Here is a 1,229-nt window from a genome sequence, read left to right as displayed (position 1 = left end):
CCGCCGTGAAAGGGCGGTGTCCTAGGCCTCTAGACGATGGGGACACAGAAATGTGTCACTAGGACAATTGATTAGTTAGACTCACATCCTGAGCTGTTAAGGTAATTGCGATTAATACAAATTAAGACTCGAGCCTAATTTGTTCGCTATTTTCTCGGTTAAACCGCCTTTAACTAAAAAGTTAAGTGGCGTCCCCAAGGGGATTCGAACCCCTGTTACCGCCGTGAAAGGGCGGTGTCCTAGGCCTCTAGACGATGGGGACACAGAAAACTGCTACCCTAGGACAAACACTTAAATAAATTGGTGGAGCTATGCGGGATCGAACCGCAGACCTCTTCGCTGCCAGCGAAGCGCTCTCCCAGCTGAGCTATAGCCCCAACTTATTATTTTGCTAAACACTTACGCAGTTAAAGCGTGCTGTGTATCGCTGAGTGCGGGGCGCATTCTATGCAGCCACCCAAATAATGTCAACATTTTTTTCAGTAACTTTATTCAAATGGTTTATTTTTCAGCAAACTGAATAACGAATAAACCACACTGTTTAAAATACGCGCAAAGCCACTGTTTCGAAACAGAATTTGAAGCTAAAACGGAAAAACAAAGTTACCTTGATTGTTTAAGCTGCTCTGATCAGCAGAGTAATATGTTATACATTTATATGCAAAATAAAGTGACTGTGTTTTTGTACTTTTTAGCCATTAAGTGTCAGGCAATTATTAGAGAATATAAATAAAGGATAGCTTCCCTACCCTAATACGTTTTTAGTTAATGTTGTTTCTTATTTTCTTTTATGAGTAAACAGAACTGCCAAAATGCTTTCAGTAATATTCGCCAGCCCAGATTAAGCATAAACAGCTTTAATACGCTTCTAGTTAACAACTAAGAAAGCTAATGCTCAAAAACACAGGAACTCAGCAGAGAACTATTTTCACACAGAGATTGAAATAGCACGTCATAAAATACATAAACTGATTTTACTTATGTAATAAACACAGTGAATTGACTATAAAACAATCTCAATACAGGTTCGTTGATTATAAAAGCTGCATCTAAAACATTTTTACTCATTCAAGTGTTGACACATTTACAACTCTATCTATAATAGCGCCCCACAACAACGCAGCAATGAGTTGTTATTCAGATGTGGGTGATTAGCTCAGTTGGGAGAGCATCGCCCTTACAAGGCGAGGGTCACTGGTTCAAGTCCAGTATCACCCACCACATATAAA

The 1,229-nt window shown here is 39.5% G+C and carries 3 tRNA genes; 1 reads left to right on the top strand and 2 read right to left on the bottom strand.

Going from position 1 to position 1,229, the window contains the following annotated elements:
- Positions 1-186: 186 nt before the first annotated feature.
- Both CWB85_RS21185 and CWB85_RS21180 read right to left on the bottom strand, forming a co-directional pair.
- A tRNA-Glu gene (locus CWB85_RS21185) sits at positions 187-262 on the bottom strand.
- 39 nt (positions 263-301) lie between these two features.
- Positions 302-377, bottom strand: a tRNA-Ala gene (locus tag CWB85_RS21180).
- A 768-nt stretch (positions 378-1,145) separates the two neighbouring features.
- On the opposite strand from CWB85_RS21180, the gene CWB85_RS21175 reads away from it, so the two are divergent.
- Positions 1,146-1,221 (top strand) — tRNA-Val (locus tag CWB85_RS21175).
- The last annotated feature ends 8 nt before the right edge of the window (positions 1,222-1,229 follow it).

It is taken from the genome of Pseudoalteromonas sp. S1727 (assembly GCF_005886375.1).
Lineage (GTDB): Bacteria > Pseudomonadota > Gammaproteobacteria > Enterobacterales > Alteromonadaceae > Pseudoalteromonas > Pseudoalteromonas haloplanktis.
Note: the sequence above shows the minus strand (reverse complement) of the source record. Positions and strands in the feature narration are given on the sequence as shown.